The 18,673-nt window shown below is 72.9% G+C and carries 20 protein-coding genes; 13 read left to right on the top strand and 7 right to left on the bottom strand.

Going from position 1 to position 18,673, the window contains the following annotated elements; genetic code table 11:
- Nucleotides 1-308 precede the first annotated feature (308 nt).
- On the bottom strand, nucleotides 309-830 hold the full coding sequence (locus tag Q1V71_RS01260; RefSeq protein WP_300639622.1) for a DUF6174 domain-containing protein: 522 nt from the start codon (nucleotides 828-830) through the stop codon (nucleotides 309-311).
- A 112-nt stretch (nucleotides 831-942) separates the two neighbouring features.
- On the opposite strand from Q1V71_RS01260, the gene Q1V71_RS01255 reads away from it, so the two are divergent.
- Genes Q1V71_RS01255 through Q1V71_RS01240 form a run of 4 tightly spaced genes read left to right on the top strand, consistent with a single transcriptional unit; the run spans nucleotide 943 to nucleotide 4,963 of the window.
- Nucleotides 943-1,476 (top strand): MaoC family dehydratase, encoded by a 534-nt coding sequence (locus Q1V71_RS01255; RefSeq protein WP_300639619.1) that lies wholly within the window; start codon nucleotides 943-945, stop codon nucleotides 1,474-1,476.
- Between the two features lie 44 nt (nucleotides 1,477-1,520).
- Entirely contained in the window at nucleotides 1,521-3,395 is a 1,875-nt protein-coding gene (locus tag Q1V71_RS01250; RefSeq protein WP_300639616.1) for a hypothetical protein, read from the top strand.
- Nucleotides 3,396-3,432: 37 nt separating this feature from the next.
- On the top strand, nucleotides 3,433-4,065 hold the full coding sequence (locus Q1V71_RS01245) for a DUF6758 family protein (protein ID WP_300639613.1): 633 nt from the start codon (nucleotides 3,433-3,435) through the stop codon (nucleotides 4,063-4,065).
- Between the two features lie 19 nt (nucleotides 4,066-4,084).
- A complete protein-coding gene (locus Q1V71_RS01240) occupies nucleotides 4,085-4,963 on the top strand; it encodes a PHP domain-containing protein (protein ID WP_300639610.1) in 879 nt (292 codons plus the stop codon).
- A 6-nt stretch (nucleotides 4,964-4,969) separates the two neighbouring features.
- Here the strand turns inward: Q1V71_RS01240 and Q1V71_RS01235 are convergent, their stop codons facing one another.
- Nucleotides 4,970-5,728, bottom strand: coding sequence for an SDR family oxidoreductase (locus Q1V71_RS01235; RefSeq protein ID WP_300639607.1), 759 nt, complete (start codon nucleotides 5,726-5,728; stop codon nucleotides 4,970-4,972).
- Between the two features lie 61 nt (nucleotides 5,729-5,789).
- Between Q1V71_RS01235 and Q1V71_RS01230 the strand changes: the two genes are divergently transcribed.
- Complete coding sequence (locus Q1V71_RS01230) at nucleotides 5,790-6,554, top strand: ParA family protein (RefSeq protein WP_300639604.1); 765 nt, start codon at nucleotides 5,790-5,792, stop codon at nucleotides 6,552-6,554.
- Here Q1V71_RS01230 and Q1V71_RS01225 read toward each other — a convergent pair.
- A complete protein-coding gene (locus Q1V71_RS01225; protein ID WP_300639601.1) occupies nucleotides 6,535-8,055 on the bottom strand; it encodes a DEAD/DEAH box helicase in 1,521 nt (506 codons plus the stop codon). The genes Q1V71_RS01230 and Q1V71_RS01225 overlap by 20 nt on opposite strands.
- Nucleotides 8,056-8,246: 191 nt before the next feature.
- Between Q1V71_RS01225 and Q1V71_RS01220 the strand changes: the two genes are divergently transcribed.
- Nucleotides 8,247-8,963 carry a ferritin-like fold-containing protein gene (locus Q1V71_RS01220; RefSeq protein ID WP_300639598.1) on the top strand — a complete coding sequence of 239 codons (717 nt, stop codon included), beginning with the start codon at nucleotides 8,247-8,249 and terminating at the stop codon, nucleotides 8,961-8,963.
- Nucleotides 8,964-9,017: 54 nt separating this feature from the next.
- Here the strand turns inward: Q1V71_RS01220 and Q1V71_RS01215 are convergent, their stop codons facing one another.
- From Q1V71_RS01215 to Q1V71_RS01205, 3 genes are read right to left on the bottom strand one after another with little or no spacing between them, the layout of a single operon-like run.
- Entirely contained in the window at nucleotides 9,018-9,347 is a 330-nt protein-coding gene (locus Q1V71_RS01215; RefSeq protein WP_300639595.1) for a hypothetical protein, read from the bottom strand.
- A gap of 31 nt (nucleotides 9,348-9,378) precedes the next feature.
- On the bottom strand, nucleotides 9,379-9,600 hold the full coding sequence (locus Q1V71_RS01210) for a DUF3107 domain-containing protein (RefSeq protein ID WP_300639592.1): 222 nt from the start codon (nucleotides 9,598-9,600) through the stop codon (nucleotides 9,379-9,381).
- A 24-nt stretch (nucleotides 9,601-9,624) separates the two neighbouring features.
- On the bottom strand, nucleotides 9,625-10,257 hold the full coding sequence (locus Q1V71_RS01205) for a TetR/AcrR family transcriptional regulator (RefSeq protein ID WP_300639590.1): 633 nt from the start codon (nucleotides 10,255-10,257) through the stop codon (nucleotides 9,625-9,627).
- A gap of 170 nt (nucleotides 10,258-10,427) precedes the next feature.
- Here Q1V71_RS01205 and moeZ point away from each other — a divergent pair, with 170 nt between their 5' ends.
- The 7 genes from moeZ (at nucleotide 10,428) to Q1V71_RS01170 (ending at nucleotide 17,951) form a co-directional block, all read left to right on the top strand.
- Entirely contained in the window at nucleotides 10,428-11,636 is a 1,209-nt protein-coding gene (moeZ, locus tag Q1V71_RS01200; protein ID WP_300639587.1) for an adenylyltransferase/sulfurtransferase MoeZ, read from the top strand.
- Nucleotides 11,637-11,826: 190 nt separating this feature from the next.
- Nucleotides 11,827-12,699, top strand: a complete 873-nt coding sequence (locus tag Q1V71_RS01195; RefSeq protein WP_300639584.1) for a hypothetical protein — start codon at nucleotides 11,827-11,829, stop codon at nucleotides 12,697-12,699.
- An 89-nt stretch (nucleotides 12,700-12,788) separates the two neighbouring features.
- The gene (locus tag Q1V71_RS01190) at nucleotides 12,789-13,724 is read left to right on the top strand and encodes a hypothetical protein (protein WP_300639581.1); all 936 of its coding nucleotides are present in this window, start codon (nucleotides 12,789-12,791) and stop codon (nucleotides 13,722-13,724) included.
- Nucleotides 13,725-13,840: 116 nt separating this feature from the next.
- Nucleotides 13,841-14,647, top strand: a complete 807-nt coding sequence (locus tag Q1V71_RS01185) for a helix-turn-helix domain-containing protein (RefSeq protein WP_300639578.1) — start codon at nucleotides 13,841-13,843, stop codon at nucleotides 14,645-14,647.
- Between the two features lie 17 nt (nucleotides 14,648-14,664).
- Complete coding sequence (locus Q1V71_RS01180) at nucleotides 14,665-16,221, top strand: SpoIIE family protein phosphatase (RefSeq protein ID WP_300639575.1); 1,557 nt, start codon at nucleotides 14,665-14,667, stop codon at nucleotides 16,219-16,221.
- Complete coding sequence (locus Q1V71_RS01175; RefSeq protein WP_300639572.1) at nucleotides 16,208-17,233, top strand: sulfotransferase; 1,026 nt, start codon at nucleotides 16,208-16,210, stop codon at nucleotides 17,231-17,233. The genes Q1V71_RS01180 and Q1V71_RS01175 overlap by 14 nt, the downstream gene beginning before the upstream one ends.
- Before the next feature lie 46 nt (nucleotides 17,234-17,279).
- Entirely contained in the window at nucleotides 17,280-17,951 is a 672-nt protein-coding gene (locus tag Q1V71_RS01170) for a 1-acyl-sn-glycerol-3-phosphate acyltransferase (RefSeq protein WP_300639570.1), read from the top strand.
- A 15-nt stretch (nucleotides 17,952-17,966) separates the two neighbouring features.
- Here the strand turns inward: Q1V71_RS01170 and Q1V71_RS01165 are convergent, their stop codons facing one another.
- Complete coding sequence (locus tag Q1V71_RS01165) at nucleotides 17,967-18,644, bottom strand: TIGR00266 family protein (protein WP_300639567.1); 678 nt, start codon at nucleotides 18,642-18,644, stop codon at nucleotides 17,967-17,969.
- Nucleotides 18,645-18,673: the final 29 nt, after the last annotated feature.

Below are 18,673 nucleotides of genomic sequence, written 5' to 3'. Positions count from 1 at the left end.
GGTCAAAACCACTTTTCGGCGAGATCGCGGGCGTCGATCGAAGCCCGACCGAAGCGAGCACCCCAGCGCAGGGCGACCGTCGAGGCAAGCGCAACCAAGAAGCCCAGCTGGCACCCACGGCGACCACGCTTCTCCGTCAATGAGGACCTGCTGCCGCGCGAACCCGCCACGACCCACCAACGGCGACCCGGGGAGCAACCACAGGAGACGGCAGGGCGAACGGCGTACCCGGTCTCGACGACGCTCGCTGGCGCTCGCTGCTCGACCGTCCAGCCTGGGGCAGTCGTGACGATGCCGGAGCAGAGCAGCTAGGCGACGACCTCCAGGTCGGAGATCGTGTAGCCGACCTCCTCGTCGATCGCCATCTCGTTGCGGTCGATGTAGACCTCGGTCGGGTGCTCGCTGCCCTCGGGCCACTCGACGGTGACCTCGTGGGCGCCGGCGGCCTCGGCCTCCTCGGCTGCGGCGAGCACGTCCTCGACAGAGAGCCGCAGCAGCTCGGGTGCCTGCTCCCCGCGGGTGGCGCCGCCGCGGCCACCGCCGCGCTCGAAGACCGCGTCCACCACGCTGTCGCCCTCGACGCTCACGCGCACCGGCACGGCGGCGTACGGGCAGTAGCAGGAGATCCGCAGCGTGTAGGAGTAGGTGGTGGGTGCGAACCCGCCGTCGTCGGGCTCGTCCAGCGGAGCCGGTTCCGACGAGGGGGAGCCAGCAGGCGTCGGTTCGTCGCGAGCCACGTCGTCGCCGCCTGCGCAGCCCGCCAGTGCGAGCGCAAGCGCCCCCGAGGCGACGGCGGCCAGGGTGCGGGAGGTGACGCGGAGCATGCTCATGGTGCTGAGACGCTAGCCCGTCCGGAGGGGTTCCGCGTGGCAGGATGACCAGCGCTTGTTACCCGTGGGTCACCACCTCCGGTGGGGACGATGAGACGCAGAGGAGCCTGACGTGCAGTTCGGTCGCAGCTACGAGGAGTTCGAGGTCGGCGCGACCTACAAGCACTGGCCCGGCAAGACGGTCACCGAGTTCGACGACCACATGTTCTGCCTGCTCACGATGAACCATCACCCGCTCCACCTCGACACCAACTACGCGGAGGAGACCACCCAGTTCGGCAAGAACGTCGTGGTCGGCAACTACGTCTACTCCATCCTGCTCGGCATGTCGGTCCCCGACATCTCCGGCAAGGCGATCGCCAACCTGGAGATCGAGTCGCTGCGCCACGTCGCGCCGACCTTCCACGGGGACACGCTGTACGGCGAGACGACCGTGCTCGACAAGTGGGAGAGCAAGAGCAAGGACGACCGCGGCGTCGTCCACGTGGAGACCATCGGCTACAACCAGGACGGCAAGGTCGTGTGCATCTTCCGCCGCAAGGTGATGGTGCCCAAGAACAGCTACCTCGAGGCCCGCGGCGGTGAGCAGCCCGGTCGCCCGGTCCCGCAGCCGGACAAGAACTGGCCCGGACCGCAGGCCGACTGACCCATTCGGGTCCCGGGAGGGCCCGGGTCCGGCACGATCCGCTCATGGCTCGTGCGACCGCGGCTCCCTCCTGGGGTGCCCGCTTCCGGTACTTCTTCGACACCACGATGACGCGCGGCACCCCCGCGCTCATCGGGTGGCTGGTGATCGCCACCTCGGCGCTCGTGCTCGTCTTCGCCGTGCTCACCGCCCTCCTCGGCCTGCGCGACGGCGAGCAGGGCTTCGGCTACGAGCTCTTCCAAGCACTCATGCACGCGCTGGACCCGGGCACCGTCGCCGGGGACACCGGCAGCTGGACCTTCCTGCTGACGATGCTCGTCCTCACCCTCGCCGGGCTGCTCATCGTGAGCGCTCTGATCGGCGTCGTGTCGGCGGGCATCGATGCCCGGCTGGCCGAGCTGCGGCGGGGCCGGTCGCGGGTGCTGGAGACCGACCACACGGTGGTGCTGGGCTGGTCGGAGTCGATCTACACCATCATCGGCGAGCTCTGCATCGCCAACGAGAGCCGGCGGCGCCCGGCCGTGGTCGTGATGGCCGACCGCGACAGCGTGGCGATGGAGGAGGACCTCAGGGCCAAGGTCCCGGACCTGCGCGGCACCCGCCTGGTGTGCCGCAGCGGCTCCCCGATGGACGTCGACGAGCTGGCCGTCACCCACCCCGCAGCCGCGCGGTCGATCATCGTCCTGGCACCCGAGACCGACGACCCGGACGCCGAGGTCATCAAGACCCTCCTGGCGCTGTCGCACATGGAGGGCCGCACCCCGCGCGTGGTGGCCGAGATCCGGGAGCAGGCCAACCTCGGTGCGGCCCGGCTGGTCGTCGGTCAGGACGCGGCGCTGCTGCACGTCGACGACACCATCGCCCGGCTGCTCGTGCAGACCTCGCGCCAGTCGGGTGCGGGCGCGGTGTACGCCGAGCTGTTCGACTTCGACGGCGACGAGATCTACTTCCTCGACAGCGCCGCCCACGGGCTCGGCGAGCTCGACTACGCCGCCGCGCAGCTGGCGCTGGAGGACGTCACCGTCATCGGGGTCGCCGACGTCGACGGCGTACGCCTCAACCCGCCGCCGAGCACCCCGGTCGGGGCGGCGCGGCTGGTCGTCGTCGCCGCCGACGACGGCGTGCTGGTCGACCCCGTGCGCTCGACCACGCAGCCGGACCCGGCGGTCCGCTCGACGCTCGACCTCCCAGCACGCAGGCCCTCGACGTCCCTCGTGCTGGGCTGGAACCACCGCACGCCGGTGGTGCTGAGCGAGCTGGACTCCTTCTCCGAGCCGGGATCCCGCCTGACCCTCCTCACCTCGGTGGGGACGCCGCGGCTGCCGCGGCTGGAGAACATCGAGATCGAGGTCGTGGAGGCCTCGACCACCGACCGGCGGGTGCTCGAACAGCACGTCGTCGCGGGTCTCGACCACGTCCTCGTGCTGGCCTACTCCGACGACCTGGGTGTCCAGGCCGCCGACGCCCGCTCCCTGGTCACCCTGCTGCACGTGCGCGACCTGCTCGGGGCGCTCGGCGACACCACCCCCGTGGTCAGCGAGATGCTCGACGACCGCAACCGAGCGCTGGCCCAGGTCTCCGACATCGACGACGTCGTCGTCAGCGGCGAGATCGTCTCCCTGCTCGTCGCGCAGCTGTCCGAGGACCCGCGCCTGCAGGAGGTCTTCGCCGAGCTCCTCGGCGCCGAGGGCAGTGAGGTCTACCTGCGTCCCGCCGAGGCGTACGTCGCCACCGGGGCCGAGCTGACCTGGGCCAGTGTCGTGGCGGCGGTCTCCGCGCGTGGCGAGACCGCGCTGGGGCTGAAGTCGGCGACCCTCGCCGAGGACGGTCGTGCCTTCGGGGTGCGGCTGAACCTGCCGAAATCGGTCCGCCACGTCCTGCACCCCGAGGACCGCGTCGTCGTCCTCGCGGCGGACTGAGCCCGGTCCGAGGGAGAGCGGCGATAGAGTGCGAGCGATGTCACCGGCCTGTCCCCGCTGCTCGGCCCCCGTCGCCCCCGACGACGGAGGCAGGGCGTGGTCGTGCCCCGACCACGGCCCCACCGACGGGCTGTGGCGCCCTGCGTCGGCGTCGTACGCCGCGTTCACCGAGCACCTCGGCCGCACCCTCGACTTCCCGACCTACCTGCCGTGGCCGTTGAGCCCCGGCTGGGCGGTGACCGACTTCGCGGCCGTGGGCTCCGAGGCCGGGACCCGCGCGACGATGACGTGCTGCTCGGGCACCAGCGAGCTCGACGGCCCGGTCGACGTGGTGGTCGTGACCGAGGAGACCGGCACCGGGCTGGGTGCCCGGCTCGCGGGCTCCGTGCACGACGATCCCGGCCCGGACCTGCCCGACGGCCCCCCGCTGGTGCGGGTGCGGCTGGACCAGAAGCAGGTGCCGCTGTGGTCGGTCTCGACCAGCGGGAGCTCGGGGGAGTGGGACCGCTCGGTCGTCGCCGGCGAGGCGCTCGGCCGGTGGCTGTGGATCGTGGTGCGGCCCGCCTCGGCGGTGCTGCTGCTGCGCGACGACTGGATCCTGCGCGACGTCTCCGGCCTGGGCCCGCCGCTGGTCGAGCTGCCCTTCGCCGAGCCCGCGCCGCCGTGGTGAGCCGCCGGGAGGGCGCACGGTGAGGGTCGACCTGCACACCCACACCCGCGCCAGCGACGGCACCCAGTCCCCGGAGGAGCTGGTCGAGGCTGCGGCAGCCGCCGGGCTCGACGTCCTGGGACTGACCGACCACGACACCGCCGACGGGTGGGCCGCGGCCGAGCGCGCCGCCGACGCGGCCGGGATCGCGCTGGTGCGGGGGATGGAGATCAGCACGCGGCTCGACGGTCGCGGCGTCCACCTGCTCGCCTACCTCCCCGACCCGACGTACCCGCCCCTCGTCGCGCTGCTGGACAAGGTGCTCGAGGGCCGCAACGACCGGGTGCCGGCGGTGCTGGAGCGGCTGCGGGCCGTGGGCATCGACCTGACCGAGGAGGACGTCGCCCGGGTCTCCGGCGACGCCGCGGCCAGCGGCCGCCCCCACATCGCCGACGCGCTGGTGGCCCGCGGTGTGGTCCGCGACCGCGACGAGGCCTTCGCCCGGCTGCTCAACCCCGGGATGCCGGGGTACGTCGACCGCTACGCGGCACCGCTGCGCGAGACCATCGAGGTGGTCACCGCCGCCGGTGGCGTCACCGTCGTCGCGCACGCGTGGGGCCGACGCACCGCCCGCATCCCCGACGCCGAGGCGATCGCCGAGCTCGCCGACCTCGGCCTGGCCGGCCTCGAGGTCGACCACCAGGACCACGACGAGCACGCCCGGGCCGAGCTGCGCGGCATCGCGCGCGACCTCGGCCTGGTGGTCACCGGGTCCAGCGACCACCACGGCACCGGCAAGGTCGGCCACGACCTGGCCTGCAACACCACCGACCCCGAGGAGCTCGAGCGGCTCCTGGCCCTGGCTGCCCACGCCCGGCGCGCCGCGGGGCGGGACGCCCCGCAGCCGCTCGGGCTGTAGGGCGCGCTACTTGCGGCCGAGCGACTGGAAGCGCTGCAGCACCGGAGTCGGGACCAGGCGCGCCGCCCCGGCGATCGCCTTGTAACGCACGCTCGGGATCGACAGCGCGCGGCCGCGGGCGTGGTCGGCCAGCGCCTGGCGCACCAGGTCGTCGGCGTCCAGCCACAGCCAGTCCGGGGCGGAGTCCTGGGACACGTCCATCCGGGCGTGGAACTCGGTGCGCACGAACCCCGGGCACAGCGTGGTGACGGTGACGCCCTGCGGGCCGTACTCCGCGGCCGCCCACTCGCCGAGCCGGTTCACGTAGGCCTTGGCGGCCGAGTAGGAGCCGCGGGGCAGGAACGAGGCGACGCTCGAGACGTTGATGACCCCGCCGGAACCGCGCGCCACCATCGGCCGCAGCGCGGCGTGGGTCAGCCGCATCACGGCGGTCACCAGGACGTCGAGCATCTCGGTCTCGGCGTCCACGTCGTTGTCGAGGAAGCGCCCCTTGAGGCCGAAGCCGGCGTTGTTGACCAGCAGGTCGACCGGGCTCTGGAGGTCGCCGAGCCGCTCCTCGACGGTGCGCAGCTGCGCACGGTCCGCGAGGTCGGCCCGGAGCACCTCCACCTCCACCCCGTGTGCGGTGCGCAGCTCGCCGGCCAGTGACTCGAGGCGGGCGACGTCGCGAGCCACGAGGACCAGGTCGTCACCGCGGGCGGCGAGCTGCTGGGCGAAGGCGAGACCGATGCCGGCGGTCGGTCCGGTGACCAGGGAGCGAGACATGGGAGGAGTAGAACAGGTCGAGGGGGTGCCGGGGAGGGTGCGTCCGGCATGATGACCCCTGATGACCACGACACTCGCGATCGCCAACCAGAAGGGTGGCGTCGCCAAGACCACCTCGGTCGCCTCGATCGGCGCGGCCCTGGCCGAGCTGGGGCACCGCGTGCTCCTCGTCGACCTCGACCCGCAGGCGTGCCTGACCTTCTCCCTCGGCATCGACCCCGAGGACCTCGAGCTCTCGGTGCACCACGTGCTGACCAAGGGCACCGACCCGACCGAGGTCATCCTCACGACCGAGGACGGCGTCGACCTGCTGCCGGCGACCATCGAGCTCGCCCGCGCGGAGGCCGACCTGCTCACCCGCACCGGCCGCGAGCACGTGGTCAAGATGGTCGTCGAGGACCTCGAGGACGACTACGACTGGGTGCTGCTGGACTGCCCGCCCTCCCTCGGCGTGCTCACCGTGGCCGCCCTGACCGCCGCCCGCGGCGTCCTGGTACCGCTGCAGTGCGAGACGCTGTCGCACCGCGGGGTCGGCCAGCTGCTCGACACCGTCCACGACGTGCGGAAGTTCACCAACCGCAAGCTCGAGGTCTGGGGCGTGCTGCCCACGCTGTACGACGGGCGCACCAACCACTCGCGCACCGTGCTCGAGACGATCGCGGAGACCTACGAGCTCGAGGTCGTCGAGCCGCCGATCCCCAAGACGATCAAGTTCGCCGAGGCCCCGGCGGCCGGTCGCTCCATCCTGGCGACCAGCCGCTCCAGCAAGGGCGCCCAGGCCTACCGCGAGGTCGCGGCCAACCTGGTCACTCGCTCGACGCGCTAGCCGCCCCGGCGTCGCCTCCGGCTGCGCCACCACCGCCGCTGCCACCGCGCGAGCGACGGCGGCGACGGTTGCGGCTGGCGCCGCCCGACGACGAGCCGGCCGGACGGTCGCCGTCGGTGCTGCCGCCGGCCGCACCCTGGGCGGGGGAGCCGTCGGTCTGGCCCTCGGCCGCGACGACCTCACCGGCGCGCGAGCGGGTGCGCGTGCGGTTGCGGTTGCGCGCGGGGCGCTCGCCCCTGTCCGAGCCCCTGTCCGATCCCGAGCGCTCGCGCTTCTCGACGGGGGCGGGGTCGACGATCCGACCCTTGGTGCCCGGCGGGATGCCCTGGTCGTGGAAGAGGTGCTCGGAGGTGGAGTAGGTCTCCAGCGGCTCCTCGAAGGGCAGGTCGAGCGCCTTGTTGATGAGCTTCCAGCGGTGCAGGTCGGCCCAGTCGACCAGGGTGATCGCGATGCCCGTCGCCCCCGCGCGGCCGGTGCGGCCGATGCGGTGGACGTAGGTCTTGTCGTCCTCGGGGCAGGTGTAGTTGATGACGTGCGAGACGCCGCGGACGTCGATGCCGCGGGCGGCGACGTCGGTGGCGACCAGGACCCGGACCTTGTCCTCGCGGAACTTCGCCAGCGCCTTCTCGCGCGCCACCTGGGCCATGTCGCCGTGCAGGGGGGAGGCGGCGAAGCCACGCTCGGCCAGGTCGTCGGCCACGCGCTGCGCCTGGCGCTTGGTGCGGGTGAAGACGATGAACTTGTCGGCGTCCTCGGCCTGCAGCAGCCGGCCGATGATCTCCGGCTTGTCCAGGTCGTGGCACTGGTAGATGAACTGCGCGGTGGCGGGGACGGTGGCGTTCTCGTAGGACGACTCCGCCCGGATGTTCATCGGGTGGCGCATGTAGGTGCGGGCCAGGGCCACGATCGCGGAGGGCATCGTGGCGGAGAACAGCATCGTCTGCCGGGTCTCCGGGGTCATCCGCATCAGCTTCTCGACGTCGGGCAGGAAGCCGAGGTCGAGCATCTCGTCGGCCTCGTCGAGGACCACGGCGTGGACGTGCGAGAGGTCCAGGGACTTGCGGTTGGCCAGGTCGATGAGCCGACCGGGCGTGCCGACGACGATGTCGACGCCCGACTCGAGGGCCTCGAGCTGCGGCTCGTAGCCCACGCCGCCGTACACCGTCAGGACCCGCAGGCCGCGGTCGGCGCTGGCGAGGGTCAGGTCGCTGGAGACCTGGAGGGCCAGCTCGCGGGTCGGGGCCACGACCAGTGCCTGCGGCTTGCCCTGCGGGATCTCGGGGTAGTCGGGGTCCTTGGGCGAGACGCTGCGCTGGAGCACGGGGATGCCGAAGGCCAGGGTCTTGCCGGTACCCGTGCGGGCCTGGCCGATCAGGTCGGTGCCCATGAGGGCCACCGACAGCGTCATCTCCTGGATGGCGAAGGGGGTGCTGATGCCGGCGCGCTCGAGGGCGTCGCAGATCTCGGGGTGGACCCCGAGCTCGCGGAAGGTGGTGGTCACGTGTGCTGCTTTCATCGCTGCGCGGGTGTCCCGGTGGACCCGCAGCAGCGGATCAGGGCGACGAGGGTCGCGGTGGGGTTCTGTGCGTCGCTCCGGGGGAGCGGATAGGTCGTGCGGGTCAAGGCGGTGCGGCCGACCCGGGCGGTCAACCGCGCACATACGTGGCACGACTGTATCGGTAGGGTGCGCGCATGACTGAATCCCGCGTCGAGACCGGGTCCGAGCCGTCGACACCCCTGGCGCTGGAGGACCCGGCCTACCGGGAGGCGGTCGTGGACCTGCTGGGGGTCGTGGCGTACGGCGAGATCAGCGCCTTCGAGCGTCTCGCCGAGGACGCGAAGCTGGCCCCCACCCTGGAGGACCGGGTCGCCATCGCCACGATGGCGGCGGGGGAGTTCTCCAAGGTCGCGGCGCTGCACCGGCGGCTCGAGGCCCTGGGGGCGGATCCCTTCGCGGCGATGGCGCCCTTCAGCGACGCCATCGAGCGGTTCCACGAGCACACCGCGCCGGCCGACTGGTACGAGGGGTTGATCAAGGCCTACGTCGGCGACGGGCTGGCCGACGACTTCTTCCGCGAGATCGCCGCCTACCTCGACGACGAGACCCGCGACCTGGTGGTGCGGACCCTCGAGGACTCCGGGCACGCGGCGTTCGTGGTCGACCGGGTCCGCGCGGGCATCGCCGCCGACCACCGCCTCGGTGGACGCCTGGCGCTGTGGGGCCGCCGCCTCATGGGGGAGGCCCTCATCCAGGCCCAGCGGGTCGCGGCCGAGCGTGACGCGCTGTCGGCGCTGCTCGCGGGCGGCACGGACCGGCCCGGGCTGGACCTCGCCGCGATCGGGCGGATGTTCGCCCGGCTCACCGAGCGGCACACCGAGCGGATGGCCGAGCTCGGCCTCGAAGCCTGACCCCGGACCGCCGGACCCCGGGGCCCTCGCCCCGCGTCGTACGTCGGAGCGGGCTCAGGCCCCGCGCCGCGACCGCGCCCCGGAGCGGTCGCGGGAGGCGCGGTGGTGCGGCCGCCCGGCCACCGCGGCGAGGGCGCCCACGAACAGGACGGCCGTGACGATCTGCCACACGTGGCGCCACCAGTCGGTGCCGACCGGGTTGCTGGTGAAGAAGTTGGCGTGGAGCACGGTGCCGACGAGCACGCCGGCGATCCCGCCGAGCACCGTCAGCCACAGCGGGACCTCCTCGTGGTCCCCGGGCCCGACCCACTTGCCGAGCAGGCCGACCACGGCCCCTCCGACCAGCGCCCAGAGGAGGGCGGAGACGGTGACGGAGACGGTCATGGGTCGGTCCGGGGCGGGAGGTCGTGCGAGGTCAGCTGCGGAAGCCGACCGTGCCCACCTGGGTGGAGCCGCACTCGACGTAGGCGATCTTCGAGCCCGGCACCACGACGGTGCGGCCCTTGGTGTCGCCCAGGGTGAGCAGGCCGTCGGAGGTGACGGCCTCGGCGACCTTCGCCGCGATGCTCTCGGCGGTCTCGTCGGTCTCGAGAGTGATCTCGCGGGCTGCCATCTGGATACCGATCTTCACGTCCACGGCACCAACCCTAGTGCGCCCCGCCTAGTCCGTGCGGGGGTAGCCGCCGATGCCGCGCCACGCCAGGCCGGCCACCAGCGCGGCGGCCTCGTCGCGGGCCAGGCCGCCGGCCTCGGTGAGCCAGAAGCGGGCGCTGACCTGGGCCATGCCGACCAGCGAGACCGCCAGCAGCCGGGAGGCCTCGTCGGAGAAGCCGGTGTCCTGCTGGATGACGCCGGCGATGAGGGCCGCGCACTCGGTGGTGACCCGGTCGACCTGCTCGCGCACGGCCGGCTCGTTGGTGAGGTCGGACTCGAAGACCAGGCGGAACGCGCCCGTGTCGTGGGCGACGTACTCGTAGAAGACGTCCATCGTCGCGCCCACCCGCAGCTTGTTGTCGTCGGTCGACTCCAGGGCGGCGCGGCAGTTGTCGATGATCTGGTCGCAGGAGCGGTCCAGCAGCGCGAGGTAGAGCTCGAGCTTGCCGGGGAAGTGCTGGTAGAGCACCGGCTTGGAGACGCCGGCGCGCTCGGCGATGTCGTCCATCGCGGCGGCGTGGTAGCCCTGGGCGACGAAGACCTCGAGGGCCGACTCGAGCAGCTGCGCCCGGCGCTCGCGCCGCGGCATGCGTGCCCCGCGGGTGCGGCTGCCGCCGACGTCCTGCTGTCCTGCCGTCACTGCGCTCTCCTCGCTACCTGCCGGTCACATCCGGCGGGGCAGGAGCCTAACGCCATGTCCAGGCTGCGGGTGGAGGCGGTCGCCGGGCGAGGACTGGGGGAACAATGGGAGGGTCCGCGGGCGTTCACCCGCAGACCCTGGACCCCAGCCCCCGAAGGCGAGGAGAACCCGTGAGCATCGAGCCGCTCGTGGAGCCGGCAGCAGAGCTGACCGTCGACGAGGTACGCCGCTACAGCCGCCACCTGATCATCCCGGACGTGGGGATGACCGGTCAGAAGCGGCTGAAGAACGCCAAGGTGCTGGTGATCGGTGCCGGTGGCCTCGGCAGCCCTGCGCTGCTCTACCTCGCCGCGGCGGGTGTCGGCACGATCGGCATCGCGGAGTTCGACGAGGTCGACGAGTCGAACCTGCAGCGCCAGATCATCCACACCCAGTCCGACATCGGGAAGTCCAAGGCCCTCTCGGCCAAGGAGTCCATCAACGAGGCGAACCCCTACGTCGAGGTCGTGCTGCACGAGCAGCGCCTCGACAACGACAACGTCATGGACGTCTTCCGCGGCTACGACCTGATCGTCGACGGCACCGACAACTTCGCCACGCGCTACATGGTCAACGACGCGGCGTACTTCCTCGGGATCCCCTACGTCTGGGGCTCGATCTACCGCTTCGACGGCCAGGCCTCGGTCTTCGCCCCGACCCTGGTCGAGGGCGCGCCCTGCTACCGCTGCCTCTACCCCGAGCCGCCGCCGCCGGGCATGGTCCCCTCGTGCGCCGAGGGCGGCGTGCTGGGCGTGCTGTGCGCCTCGATCGGGTCGATCCAGGTCAACGAGGCGATCAAGGTCATCACGGGCGCCGGCGACCCCGCGATCGGCTCGCTGGTCATCTACGACGCGCTCGAGCTGAGCTGGCGCAAGCTCAAGGTCCGCAAGGACCCGAACTGCCGTCTGTGCGGGGAGAACCCCGACGTCACCGGCCTGATCGACTACGACGCGTTCTGCGGTGCGATCTCCGAGGAGGCCGCCGACGCCGCGGCCGGCTCCACGATCGCCGTCACCCAGCTCGAGCACATGCTCAAGGAGCGCGAGGAGGGCACCCGCGACTTCGTCCTCGTCGACGTCCGCGAGCCCAACGAGTACGAGATCAACAAGATCCCGGGCTCGGTGCTGATCCCCAAGGGCGAGTTCCTCAACGGCAACGCCCTCGAGCAGCTGCCCTCGGTCGACTCCGGCACGCAGGTCGTCCTGCACTGCAAGTCCGGCGTCCGCTCGGCGGAGGCGCTCGCGGTCCTCAAGGGCGCGGGGTACGACGACGCCGTGCACGTCGGCGGCGGCGTGGTCGCCTGGGTGAACCAGATCGACCCCAGCCAGCCGTCGTACTGAGCCCAGTCGGCCGGTGAGCCCGGCCCGTGCAACGGTCGTGCACCTGAGAGCCCTCTCAGTGCACGACCGTTGCTACTTGTCGGTAAAAACGTGTTCCATCGGGTGTAGTCCACGCCACACGGGGTAGGTCGGCCTTGTCCGTGCCGACCATCTCGGGTCCGGCCCAGTGCTCCCTGGAGGAAGACCACCCATGCGTACGTCCCGCCCCCTCGCCCGCTTCGCCGGGCTCGCCGCCCTCGCCAGCGCCACCGTCCTGGCCGCTGCCACCGCGACCGTGGCCCCCGCCTCGGCCGCGCCGACCTGGGCTCCGGCCGACGAGGCCGTCCTGACCCCCGGCGTCCAGGCCTACACCGAGGGCGGTCAGTGCACGACCAACTTCGTGTTCACCGACGCCGCCGACAACGTCTACCTCGGCTACGCCGCCCACTGCGCCGGTCTGGGTGCGGCCACGGACACCGACGGCTGCCTGGCCGGCTCGCAGCCGCTGGGCACCGCGGTCGACTTCGTCCGCGGTGGCTCGCTCATCGGCGCGGGCGACCGCGTCGGCGGCGGCACCCTGGCCTACAGCTCCTGGCTGACCATGCAGGAGCGCGGCGAGACCGACGCCAACACCTGCGCCTTCAACGACTTCGCCCTGGTGAAGATCGACGCGGCCGACGCCGACAGCGTCAACCCGAGCATCCCGTTCTTCGGTGGCCCCACCGGCATCGACACCGACGGCGTCGGCGCCGGTGAGCAGGTCTACTCCTACGGCAACTCCTCGCTGCGCTTCGGCATCGAGCAGCTCTCGCCGAAGTTCGGGATCAGCCTCGGCACCACCGGCGACGGCTGGAGCCACCCGGTCTACACCCTGACCCCGGGCGTCCCCGGTGACTCCGGCTCGGCCTTCCTCAACGCCGACGGCCAGGCCCTGGGCACCCTGTCCACCCTCGCCCTGGCCCCGCTGCCCGCCTCGAACGGCGTCGGCGACCTGGCCAGCGAGTTGGCCTACGCCCAGCAGTTCTCCGGCATCGAGGGCCTGGAGCTGGCGCAGGGCACCGAGCCCTTCTCCCCGGGTCTCTGAGCCAGGGGCAGCCCCACTTCTCAGCACGTGAGACAGGGTCCCGACCGCGTAGCCGGTCGGGGCCCTGCCTCGTTCTCCAGGGCATGACGATGCTGCGTCCGCGTGCCCTCCCGGTCCTGCTGCTGGTCCTCGCCGTCGCCCTCGCGATGGTCGCGACCCTCGCCACCTCCGCCGAGGCGGCCCGCAAGAAGAAGCGCTCCGTCAGCTGGGCGCCGGCCGCCACCGCCACCATCACCCCGGGCGTGCAGATGTACACCGAGGGCAGCCAGTGCACCGCCAACTTCGTCTTCACCGACCGCGAGGGCGGGGTGTACGTCGGCTACTCCGCGCACTGCGCCGGCCTGGGCGAGGCCACCGACACCAGCGGCTGCGGCCAGCAGTCGGTGCCGCTGGGCACCCGCGTCACCTTCGAGCGCGGCGGCAGCCAGCTCTCCGCCGGCACCGTGCTCGGCACGGGGACCCTGGTCTACAGCAGCTGGGAGACCATGAACCGGCTCGGCACCACCGACCCGAACACCTGCGACTACAACGACTTCGCGCTGGTGAAGGTCTCCGCCGCCGACGTCGGCAAGGTCAACCCGAGCATCCCCGTCTTCGGCGGCCCCACCGGCATCGACACCGACGGCACCGTCGCGGGCGACCAGCTCTTCAGCTACGGCAACTCCTCGCTGCGCGCGGGCATCGAGCTGCTCTCCCCGAAGTACGGCGTCTCGCTCGGCACCAGCGGCGACGGTTGGACGCACCAGCTCTACACCCTCACCCCGGGCGTCCCCGGCGACTCCGGCTCGGCCTTCGTCGACGCCGAGGGCAAGGCGATCGGCACCCTGTCGACCCTGGGTCTGGCCCCGCTGCCGCTGTCGAACAACACCGGCGACCTCTCCCGCGAGCTGGCCTTCGCCCAGCAGCACTCCGGCATCCCGGGACTGAGGCTGGCCCTGGGCACCGAGCCCTTCGCCCCGGCCCTGCCGGCCCTGGGCGGGCTCCCGGCGCTGCCGGGCCCGGGGAGCCTGGGCGGGCTGCTCTGACCCCCTGAGCCCGGGCCCCTCCCGCCCCTGGCCCCTCCTCGGCGCCGCCTCCCGGGGGCCTGTCGGGGCCATCGCCTAGGCTCGTGGTCTGCGACGCGGCCGGCGAGGAGGGCATCGTGCGACGGCAGATCTCGGGTGACCACAGCGACCGCCTGGAGCGGGACGGCTACCTCGGTCACGTCCTGCGCGACCTGCTCAGCGGTCGTGACCCGCTGCCGCTGCTGGCCGAGCTCGGCTGGCAGCACGAGGGCCCCAGCGTCGTGCTCGTCGCGAGCCTCGACGCCCCGGGGGAGCGGCGCTGGGTCGAGCAGGGGCGTTTCGCCCGCTCCTGGCAGGCCGCCTGCCGCGACCACGGGTCCGGGCTGCCCAGCGCCGACCTCGGCACCGAGGTCGTCGCGGTGCTGCCGGTCACGGCCGCCCCCGGCGCCCGCCGGGCCGGGGAGGACCTCGTGCACCGGGTCGTGGCCACCGTCGCCGGGGACCTGCAGGGTGCCTCCGGCTTCACCTGCGGGGTCAGCCGCGCGGCGCCCGACGGGGCGGGCCTGGCCACGGCGTACGACCAGGCGCGACGGGCCGCCGAGCTGGGCCGCGAGCGGCACGGCGGCGGCGCCACGACCTTCTTCGACGACCTCGGCCTGGACCGGCTGCTCGCTGCGGTGCCCGACCCGCGGGTGCTGCGCGAGGTGGCCCGCGACGTGCTGGGGCCGCTGGCCGCGGACGACCCGGAGGCCGAGGGACTGCGCGAGACCCTGCAGGCCCTGCTCGACTGCAACTTCAACGTGGCCGAGGCGGCGCGCGCCCAGTTCTTCCACTACAACACCATGCGCTACCGGCTGGCCAAGATCGAGCGGCTCGTCGGCCCCGTGAGCAGTGACCCCCGCGTGCGGCTCGATGTCGCGGTAGCCCTCCGGGTGTGGCGCTGACCTGCGACGATGCCGGGGTGACACCGGACGTCCAGAGCGGCCTCTTCGCGGGCGCCGGAGCGCTGCGCGCGCAGTACGACGCCACCGACTGGTCCGCGACCCCGCTGGGTCCGGTGTCGGGCTGGACGCCGGCGCTGCGGGCCGCGCTGGGCGTCGTCAACGGCACCCGCTTCCCGGCCACCCTGCTCTGGGGCGACGAGCACGTGCTGCTCTACAACGAGCCCTACGCCGAGATGATCCGCGACAAGCACCCCGGCGCGCTCGGGCGGCCGTGCGTCGAGGTCTTCCCCGAGGCGATGGCTGACATCGGTCCGCTGCTGGACCGGGTCAGCGGGAGCGGCGAAGCGACCTGGAGCCAGGACGTCCTGCTGCCGCTGAGTCGTGCGGGCTTCGTCGAGGACTGCTGGTTCACCTGGTCCTACTCGCCGGTGCGCGGCGCCGACGACAGCATCGAGGGGGTCCTCGACATCGCCGTCGAGACGACGCCCCTGGTGCTGGCACGGCGGCGCAGCGAGCTCGTCGCACGCCTGGTCTCCGCGCTGCAGGACGCCGAGAGCGACCGCGAGGTGGTGGAGCGCACCGAGGTGGTCCTCGCCACCAGCCCGGACCTGCTCGAGGTCCGGGTCACCGCGGGCGCCGCCCCGGGGGCCGGGCTCACCGTCGACCCCGTCACCGACCGTGTGCAGGGCACGCCCTGCCGGGTGCAGGTCCTGCAGCGCCACCCCCGTGCACGGCCCCGCCACCTGGCGGCGCGACTCAGTCCTCGGCTGCCGCTGGACGCGGGCTACACCGAGTTCGTCCGCGCGGTCGCCGCCGCGTTCGGCTCGGCCTTCGACAGCACGGCGGCCGCGGCCTCGGAGCGGGCGATCTCCGAGGCCCTCCAGCGCAGCCTGCTGACCCAGCCCATCACCGGTCCCGCGCTCGAGGTGGCGGTGCGCTACGAGCCCGCCTCGGAGCTGGCCCAGGTCGGCGGTGACTGGTACGACTGCTACCCCCTGCCCGACGGCGCCGTGGCGATGATGGTCGGCGACGTGGCCGGTCACGACCAGACCGCGGCCGCGGCGATGGGGCAGCTGCGCAACCTCGCCCGCGGCGTCACCTACTCCGCCGACGTCTGGCGGCCCTCCCAGGTGCTGCAGGACCTCGACCTGGCGATGCACGGGCTGGGCATGGAGGAGGTGGCGACCGCCGTGGTCGCCGTCCTCGAGGACCTAGGTCCCCAGGGGCAGCTGGTCCACTGGGCCAGCGCCGGCCACCCGCCGCCCCTGCTGCGCACCGCCGACGGTGCGGTGCAGCTCCTCGACCCCCAGCCCGGTCTGCTGCTGGGGCTGGACCCCTCGGCCCACCGGCTCGACCACGAGGTGCTGCTGGCCCCCGGCGACCTGCTGCTGCTCTACACCGACGGGCTGGTCGAGCGGCGCGACGCCGGCATCGACGAGGGATTGGACTGGCTGGTGGAGACCGTGCGCGCCCACGCGGGCGCTGGTCCGGAGGCGCTGTGTGCCGTCCTGCTGGAGCAGGCGCGCACCCACGACGACGACCAGGTGCTGCTGGCGGTGCGTGCCTGCCCGTGAGCGCCCGGCAGGCCCGCCGGACGCCGGCGGTCGGCTAGTCTCTCGCCCGCACGACGGCGCCGGCCCGACCCGCCCGACGCCCGCCCCGACGCTCCGACCGCTGGAGGACACCATCTCTCCCCGTCCCGACGGCGACCCCCTGGACGCACCGCACGGCACGCTGCCCATCGGGGTGGTCGTGGCCGGGGTGCAGAAGGCCGGCACGAGCACGCTCTACCGCGTGCTCGTCGCGCACCAGTCGATCGCCCGTGCGCCGCAGAAGGAGTGGCACTTCTTCGACGACGAGTCGCGGGACTGGGACGACCCGGACTTCACCGGCTACGAGGTCGCCCGCCGAGGCCCCCGCGCCCGCGCCACGATGTCGGTCGACGCCAGCCCGTCCTACCTCTTCTGGCCCGGCGCCCTGGAGCGGATCCGTGCCTGGAACCCGGACGTGCCCGTGGTGCTGTGCTTCCGCGACCCGGTGGACCGCGCGTTCTCCCACTGGGTCATGAACCACACGCGCCGCCTGGCACCCGAGGAGCGGCTCTCCTTCGCCGAGACGGTGCGCATCGGCTACGACCCCGCCTGGATCGGTCGACGCCCTGCTGGCTGGAGCGACAAGGACCTGCGGACCCGGTCGGTGGTCGGTCGCGGCCTGTACGGCGCCCAGCTGGTTCACGCGCAGACCCTGTTCCCCGACGAGCAGCTGCTGCTGGTCGACTTCCACGAGTTCGTGCGCGACCAGCACGCCACGGCGGAGCGGCTCGTCGCGCGGCTGGGGCTGGAGCCCTACCAGAAGCCGGTGGAGCCGCAGGCCCGCTCGGCCTCGCAGACCGGCTTCGAGGCCGCCGCGCCGACGGCCGAGGACGTCGAGGTGCTGCTGGCGGCGTACGCCGAGGACCTGCCGCTGTTCACGCGGCTCTCCGGCATCGACACCTCCTCCTGGACGACCGCTCGCCTGCTCAGGGGCGAGCTCACCCCTGCCGAGGTCGCCGAGAAGCTCGGCCGCAAGGCCGGGCTGCTCGACTGACGCGCGCCGGTTCGGCGGACCCGGCGGTAACCACGATGCTGGCCGGGTGAGTCTCTACCGGGCCCTGCACGCGGTCGTCCCGCCCGTGGCGAAGGCGGTCTGGAGACCCCGGGTGACCGGCCTGGAGCACGTGCCGGCGACCGGCGGGGTGGTGCTGGCCAGCAACCACCTCTCCTTCGTGGACTCTGTGGTAATCCCCGTCGTGGTGCCGCGCAAGGTGGTCTTCCTGGCGAAGTCCGACTACTTCACCGGCACGGGTGTGCGGGGCGCGCTGTCGCGGGCGTGGTTCGAGGGGCTCGGGATGCTGCCGGTGGACCGCGACGACCCGCGCGCCGCGCTCGGGTCGCTCGACACGGCCCTGGAGGTGCTGGGTCGGGGGGAGGCCTTCGGGCTCTACCCCGAGGGCACGCGTTCGCGCGACGGCCGCCTCTACCGCGGGCGCACCGGCGTCGCCCACCTCGCGCTGACCGCCGGGGTCCCCGTCGTGCCGGTGGGCCTGGTGGGCACCGAGCAGCTGCAGCCGGTGGGTGCGCGGGTGCCGCGGCTGGTGCGCGTCGACGTGCGGTTCGGCGCGCCGATCCAGGTGGCCGGCCGCTTCGAGGGCGTGCCGCTCGGCCGGGCCCGCCGCGAGCTCACCGACGAGGTGATGGACGCGATCGCCGCGCTGACCGGGCAGGAGCGGGCGCCGGGCTACAACGAGCGGGCCCCCGACGCCTGACGCCCACCGGGTCGCTCAGGTGCTCGACGGGGTCGGCAGCTGGGGGATCAGCCAGGACAGGAACGCGTCCTGCGAGCGGGTCTGGAGGTAGATGCGGCCCGGGCCGGTCAGGTCGCAGACCAGGCCCTCGCCGGAGAAGAGGGTCGACTTCCAGCCCCCGACCTTGCGCACGGCGTACTGCACGCCGTCGGTCCACGCCACCATGTGGCCGGTGTCGACGGTGTAGGTCTGACCCGGCGCGAGGTCGATGTGGTGGATCGCGCCGTACGACGACAGCACGATCTCGCCCTGGCCGGCCACGCGCAGCATGAACAGGCCCTCGCTGGAGAAGAACGTCTTGCCGCCGCCCCACTGGGTGTCGACCTCGATGCCGGCCGAGGAGGCGAGGTAGGACCCGGAGGTGACGAAGAGCTGGCCGTTGAGCGGCCAGGCCACCACGTCGCCGGGCAACGAGGGAGCGACGTACATCTCGGCCCCGTCGACCTGGGCGGTGAAGGTGTTCATGAAGAACGACTCCCCGCCCAGAACCGCGCGCTTGAGCCCCTTCAGGACGCCACCCTGGGTGGAGGTCTCCATGGCGATGCCGGGGGACATGGCCAGCATGGCCCCGGACTCGGCCCGGACCGTCTCGCCGGCGGCGAGGGTGAGCTTGGCGGTGGCGTAGGCGGGGCTGTAGAGGACCTGTGTCTGCACGGGGGAGACGCTAGGGCGGCCCGGCCGCC

Source organism: Nocardioides sp. (assembly GCF_030149505.1).
Taxonomy (GTDB): Bacteria; Actinomycetota; Actinomycetes; order Propionibacteriales; family Nocardioidaceae; genus Nocardioides.
The sequence above is the reverse complement of the archived record's forward strand: the minus strand, read 5'-3'. Positions and strand labels throughout refer to the sequence as shown.

Coding starts and splice junctions, on each gene's coding strand:
- Q1V71_RS01260 (WP_300639622.1), bottom strand. CDS start 830: ATGAGCATGCTCCGCGTCACCTCCCGCACCCTGGCCGCCGTCGCCTCG.
- Q1V71_RS01250 (WP_300639616.1), top strand. CDS start 1,521: ATGGCTCGTGCGACCGCGGCTCCCTCCTGGGGTGCCCGCTTCCGGTAC.
- Q1V71_RS01245 (WP_300639613.1), top strand. CDS start 3,433: ATGTCACCGGCCTGTCCCCGCTGCTCGGCCCCCGTCGCCCCCGACGAC.
- Q1V71_RS01235 (WP_300639607.1), bottom strand. CDS start 5,728: ATGTCTCGCTCCCTGGTCACCGGACCGACCGCCGGCATCGGTCTCGCC.
- Q1V71_RS01230 (WP_300639604.1), top strand. CDS start 5,790: ATGACCACGACACTCGCGATCGCCAACCAGAAGGGTGGCGTCGCCAAG.
- Q1V71_RS01220 (WP_300639598.1), top strand. CDS start 8,247: ATGACTGAATCCCGCGTCGAGACCGGGTCCGAGCCGTCGACACCCCTG.
- Q1V71_RS01215 (WP_300639595.1), bottom strand. CDS start 9,347: ATGACCGTCTCCGTCACCGTCTCCGCCCTCCTCTGGGCGCTGGTCGGA.
- Q1V71_RS01195 (WP_300639584.1), top strand. CDS start 11,827: ATGCGTACGTCCCGCCCCCTCGCCCGCTTCGCCGGGCTCGCCGCCCTC.
- Q1V71_RS01190 (WP_300639581.1), top strand. CDS start 12,789: ATGCTGCGTCCGCGTGCCCTCCCGGTCCTGCTGCTGGTCCTCGCCGTC.